We start from the raw sequence: 5,495 nt of genomic DNA on the forward strand, positions 1-5,495 counted from the left end.
ACCCACCCCGGCCAGATCCGGAAGAGACAACGCCACCGACACCACCCCCCGATGACGTCGTCTCACCAATCCAGCCCTACGTCAACGGCATTGCGTCTAGACGCTCGTGCGTACCGCTCCTGCCGTCTGCTCGGATGTCTCGGATGTCTCGGATGCCTCGGGTGTCTTGGGCAGGTCGTTGCCCGTCGGCCGGCCGAGGAGCCAGCTCAGCAGCGGACCCGCCATCGCGGTCGTGACCACGGCCATGACGACCATGAGCGAGTAGAGCCCCTGGTCGAGGAAGCCCAGTTGCAGACCCACGTTCAGGACGATGAGTTCGGTCAGGCCGCGGGTGTTCATCAGCGTGGCGAGCGCAGCGGACTGCCGCACCGGCATCCTGTTCAGCCGGGCGGCCGTGAACGCGCCGATGAACTTGCCGCCGACGGCCACCAGGAGGATCAGCGCCAGGGCTCCCAGCCCGTCCATGTTCAGCCCCGAGAGATCGACCTTGAGGCCGGCGACGAGGAAGAACACCGGCAGCAGCAGCGTGCCGTTCATCTCCCCGAGGCGCTCGTGCACCTTCGAGCGGAGCTGATCGGTGCCGGTGCGCGGGAGGACCACACCGAAGAGGAACGCGCCGAAGATGTAGTGCAGACCCACCCACTCGGTGGCGGCGGCGGACAGCAGCAGACCCGCGACGATGCACGCGAACACGGTCGGGGTGAGCCGGAGCGCGGGCCGGCGGGCCACGTAGCGCTGCAGCAGGGGGCGCAGGACGAAGAGCATGCCCAGCAGGTACGGGATCGCGAGCAGGATGCGCCACTCGTCGCCGCCGGCGGAGCCGCTGATGGCGACCACGGCGGCGAGCACCGACCATGCGAGAACGTCGTCGATGGAGGCGCAGGCCAGAGCCACCACACCCAGCGGGGTGCGCGTCATGTTCCGGTCGGTGAGGATGCGGGCCAGTACCGGGAACGCCGTGATCGACATGGCGATGCCCATGAACAGCATGAACGCGGTCTGGTTGCCGGTGCCGTACTCCTCCATCAGGTAGAGCGCCAGGACCATGCCTAGGCCGAAGGGCACCACGATGGAGCTGAACGAGATGCCGGCGGCAAGGCTTCCGCTGCCGCGGATCAGCTTGGCGTCCCACTCGAGGCCGACGATGAACATGAAGACCGCGACTCCGACCGCGGCCAGAGCGCTGAGCAGTGGCCGGATGGATACGGGGAAGAGGGCGTCGGAGATGGCCCCGTGGAACAGGGTCGGCCCCAGCGCGATGCCGGCGAGAACCTCACCGATCACCGCCGGCTGTCCGAGCCGCCGGGCCAACGCGCCGAGTACGCGTGCCAGGATCACGATGGCGGCGAGGCCGAGGAGGAGTGACGTGGTCTGATGGGTGTTCATACGGTCCGTCTCCGTAAGGCGGGGTCTGTCCTGTGACCCCTTGGGGCAGCGCGGGCGGGTGGTCAGGTGCCCGGTGACCGCCTGGTGCGGTCATCGGGTGTGGTCGGGGTACGTGAACTGGGTAGCGTTTTCACGGGGCTGCGTCACGACTATGCGCCCCCTCGGAAGAGCCGCGGTGCAGTTCCGCCGGAGTATGACTCGTAAGCCGCTGTGGAACGGACCCTGACGCCGGGGAAAGCCGCAGATCCCACCTGGCGCGCACGCTCATCGCGAAGGTGCCGTGAGCGCTCACGGCCCGGACGCGACGCCATCCTCGCTCACGCGGGGTAGACGCCGTAGCGAGGACTTCTACGACAGCGCAGGGTCCCGCTCTGGAGCCAGCCGGCCTTCCACCAGGGACGGCCTCTGGCCGGCTACCCACAACGAGGGCCGCCTGCCAGAGAACGTCATGGGTGGCGCGATGGTCATGGAAGGCGGTCCACTGAGCGCCGGTGGCGGCGCGTGCGGGCTCCGGGGTACTGCGGGTGGCAGTCGTGCGGGCCATGGCTGCGGCGAAACCGGGATCGCGGCGGCGGCGCTGGTAGACGGCCGCGGTCGTGATGCCGACCTCGGCCGCGGCCTTGGTCGTCGCCGTCCCGGCACCCGGATACTCGATGAACTGGCAGCGCCGCTCCGGTGTGAAGCGGGAGGGGCGGCGCTCCGCGCCCTGCGCGGTCGCCGCGTCGCATGCCGAGGCATGCGCCGGCTCTTCGCTGTGCCAGGTGTTGGCCTGCCCGGCACCGTCGCAGAGGATCTGGGAGGCCAGGCTGGTGAAGCACCCCGAGCCAGCAGCCGCAGGTGGTCCGCCCGGCCCACGATATCCACCGCGGCCCGCGGCTGCCTTCGGTTACGGGGTACGTTCGGCCCCACGGGGCGCGGCCCTGACCAAAGGGGCCGCGACGGGGGCCGCGCCCCGACAGCGCGAGAGCGGCCGGGCTGGGCGGTGTCCGCGGCCAGGGCCGGATTCCACTCCCTCGTGCGGGTGGAGCTGGGACCGCTGGCGAACCGTCTCGCTTCCTCTTGCCGTCGCAGCGGTCATGAAGCCGATCGATGAGCAGCACGTCGCGGAGCCCGGCCTGGTGGTGCTGGACATCACCGGCGGGGACGAGGACACCGTCCCGGCCGTCATGGCCGCACTGGAGGAACGCTGGGTGGCTGTGTCATCCAGAAGCGAGAGCACCTATCGCTCAGCTGCGAGACCGCCCTCTGTTGTCGGGAGTCACCGTCGCCGAGTTATGAGAGCACTGGGGTTCTTGCTTCGGAGTCCTGGATGTGCTGGCTGAGGGGCCTCGGAAGTCGGCCCAGGGGATCAATGGAACCGTGGTCGGCGCTGAGATTGATCACGCTGCCCCTGGAGCGGGGTGGGGCAGCGCGTCCGGGTGATTGGCGAGGTCCGGCAGTGTCCCCTGTCCGTCACGGAAGTTGATCAAGCAGTTGCTGATGGGGGACCAGCTGCTGTCTTCGGGCCCGTCCGGTCTCCCCTGTGATGGACCTTGACTGTGGGAGTTCGTCAGAGCAGGGCGATCGCAATCGCGGTGGCGAGCCGGCGACGGGCGACAGCACTGACCGCTGCGGCCCTTCTGGCCGACGGGTTGATGGCGGGTGCGGCGCCCGTGCTCGCGGAGGGTGACCCCGCCGGTTGCACCCGGGTGGCCAAGGAGGGTGAGGCCGGCGGGGAGACCCCCGTTTCCACCGGTCGAGGACTGAGCCACGATCACGGCCTGGTGGCCAACCAGACGGTCACAGCCGCTGTGGCGGTGAGTCCGACATTGAGTGTGATCCGGCTGTCTTCGCCGGTCAGGTGAACGGCCATCGCACCGGTCTGCAGGAGTACGAAGCCGACGGCTGCGGCCGGCGCCAGCCAGGGAGCGGTGCCGGTCAGCGGTGGCAGGATCAGACCGGCCGCGCCGAGTATTTCGACCGCCCCCAGCGCCCTGAGGGCAGGCAAGGGCATGCGGTCGACCCAAGCCATCATCGGTCGGAGTTGATCGCGGCTGCGGATCACCTTCAGCGTGCCTGCGTAGAAGTAGAAGAGCGCGAGCAGTCCCGCGACGATCCAATAGGCGATGTTCATGGTTCCCGTTCATGGGGCCCCGGTTCGCGGGGGCCTATTGCGTCGAGTGTCAGGGAAGCCCCTGGAGAAGGCCGGTCCGTCGTCCGAGGGGTTCGGACGCGAAAGGCGGGAGCGCCACGCCCCACAGCTCGAAGGAGGACGGCCGAGCCGTTCCGTCCCGTCGGCCTCACGCGAGGTCAGTGGCGGGCTGTGTCGCGTAGCGGCTCATCGCGTCGATGTTGACCTGTGGCGTCAGCGGCCGGCCGCCGGCGAGCACCTCCTGAAGGTCTCGGAAGTACTGCACGTACAGATCGGGTGTGAATGTGCTGAGCATGACGGCGGGTTGGTCGGTCAGGTTGGCGAAGCTGTGCGGGGTGCCCGGCGGAACCATGACGAGCGTCCCCGCGGTGGCGTCGTAGTCCTCGTCCCCGACGGTGAACCGCACGTTGCCGGAGAGGACGTAGAAGCCCTCGTCGTGTTGGCCATGGCGGTGCTGCGGCGGACCCTGCGTGTGCGGGGCGAGGACGGACTCGGTGATCGCGAGGCGGTGCCCGGTGTGGCTGCCGTCCTCGAGAACGCGCATGCGCGTGGTGCCCAGAACGATCGTCTCGCCGTCGCGGGGACCCACCACCGATACGGCGGGGTCGGCCTGCGGCTCGCTGGTCTTGGCTTCTTCGGTCATGTTCACCAGTGCACCGCCGGGACCTCGCCGGTGTCCAAGACCTATTCAGCAGCGCCGATACCTCATGGGTATCGTTGCAGCGTGGAGCTACGGACCTTGCGCTACTTCGTGGCGGTCGCCGAGGAACTCCACTTCGGCCGGGCCGCCACCCGACTGCATATGAGTCAGCCGCCGCTGAGCCGGGCGATCAAGCAGTTGGAAGCCGAGGTCGGGGCTCTGCTCTTCGCCCGCTCGAGCACCGGCGTCACGCTCACTCCGGTGGGCACGGTGCTGCTCGACGAGGCGCGAGCCCTACTCGACCACGCCGACCGCGTCCGGGTACGCGTGAGCGCGACAGCCGGCGTCGCGACCATCACCGTCGGCATCTTGGGCGACGGCACCGACCCGGGAGTCGCCAGGCTGGCCGCCGCCTACCGCCGAAACCACCCCGGCATCGACATCCGCATCCGCGACACCGATCTGACCGACCCGACGTGCGGACTGCGCGCTGGACTGGTCGACGTCGCCCTCACCCGGGCGCCGTTCGACGAGACCTCCCTGACGATGCGTGTGCTGCGGACCGATCCGGTCGGCGTGGTCCTGCGCGCCGACGACCCGCTGGCCCGTAGCGACCGGCTGCGGCTGGCCGAGCTCCGCGACCGCCGCTGGTTCCAGTTTCCGCAGGGCGCTGACCCCATCTGGCAGTCGTACTGGAACGGTGGCAGGCCGCGCGAGGGACCAGTGGTGCGCGCCGTCCAGGAATGCCTGCAGGCTGTGCTGTGGAACGGCACGGTCGGCCTGGCGCCGCTCAGACACGACCTGCCCGCGGAGTTCACCGTGGTACCGCTGATCGACATGGCGCCGAGCCCAGTGGTGGCGGTGTGTAACGAAGGAGAGACCAACCCGTTGATCCGATCATTCATCGAGATCGCGGCAGCCGCGTACCGCCACTGAGCATCGGCGACGGCGCTGCCGCAGCGCGTGAACAATTCGAACGCTGCAGCCCTCGTGACCGCCTCCGGAAATGGTGATACCTGCTGTCGTTTCTCGGTTCTGGCACACGACGCCGACCCTCTGCAGGGGGCCTGACCCTTGATCGGGGACACCCTGATCACTGGATCGTGGAGATCCGAGGAACAGGAGTTCCCGTTGGGGACGTCGAAGTACAGCCCTGAGTTCCGGGCCGATGCCGTCGCGCTGTACCGGGCCAGGCCCGGTGGCAGCTACTCGTCGGTGGCCAAGGACCTGGGCATCAACCACGGGGCCTTGACCCAAGGCCGGGTAGTTAACGTTTTCGCAGGTCACGCAAGGGGTGTTGGGGTCCATGCCGTGGCGGCGTAGAGGCCGGGGCCGAGT

The 5,495-nt window shown here is 68.9% G+C and carries 6 protein-coding genes; 3 read left to right on the plus strand and 3 right to left on the minus strand.

From position 1 onward, the window contains the following. Window positions 1–96 precede the first annotated feature (96 nt). The gene (locus AB0M76_RS43215; protein WP_365958257.1) at window positions 97–1,386 is read right to left on the minus strand and encodes a cation:proton antiporter; all 1,290 of its coding nucleotides are present in this window, start codon (window positions 1,384–1,386) and stop codon (window positions 97–99) included. A gap of 1,076 nt (window positions 1,387–2,462) precedes the next feature. On the opposite strand from AB0M76_RS43215, the gene AB0M76_RS43220 reads away from it, so the two are divergent. Then, on the plus strand, window positions 2,463–2,708 hold the full coding sequence (locus tag AB0M76_RS43220; RefSeq protein ID WP_365958259.1) for a DUF6207 family protein: 246 nt from the start codon (window positions 2,463–2,465) through the stop codon (window positions 2,706–2,708). A gap of 431 nt (window positions 2,709–3,139) precedes the next feature. On the opposite strand, the gene AB0M76_RS43225 is transcribed toward AB0M76_RS43220, so the two are convergent. Then, the gene (locus AB0M76_RS43225) at window positions 3,140–3,499 is read right to left on the minus strand and encodes a DoxX family protein (RefSeq protein WP_365958260.1); all 360 of its coding nucleotides are present in this window, start codon (window positions 3,497–3,499) and stop codon (window positions 3,140–3,142) included. Between the two features lie 166 nt (window positions 3,500–3,665). After that, window positions 3,666–4,160, minus strand: a complete 495-nt coding sequence (locus AB0M76_RS43230; RefSeq protein ID WP_365958261.1) for a cupin domain-containing protein — start codon at window positions 4,158–4,160, stop codon at window positions 3,666–3,668. An 81-nt stretch (window positions 4,161–4,241) separates the two neighbouring features. Here AB0M76_RS43230 and AB0M76_RS43235 point away from each other — a divergent pair, with 81 nt between their 5' ends. Then, complete coding sequence (locus tag AB0M76_RS43235; protein ID WP_365958262.1) at window positions 4,242–5,093, plus strand: LysR substrate-binding domain-containing protein; 852 nt, start codon at window positions 4,242–4,244, stop codon at window positions 5,091–5,093. 195 nt (window positions 5,094–5,288) lie between these two features. Further along, entirely contained in the window at window positions 5,289–5,480 is a 192-nt protein-coding gene (locus AB0M76_RS43240; RefSeq protein WP_365958263.1) for a transposase, read from the plus strand. The last annotated feature ends 15 nt before the right edge of the window (window positions 5,481–5,495 follow it).

The organism is Streptomyces sp. NPDC051364 (assembly GCF_040682115.1).
Lineage (GTDB): Bacteria > Actinomycetota > Actinomycetes > Streptomycetales > Streptomycetaceae > Streptomyces.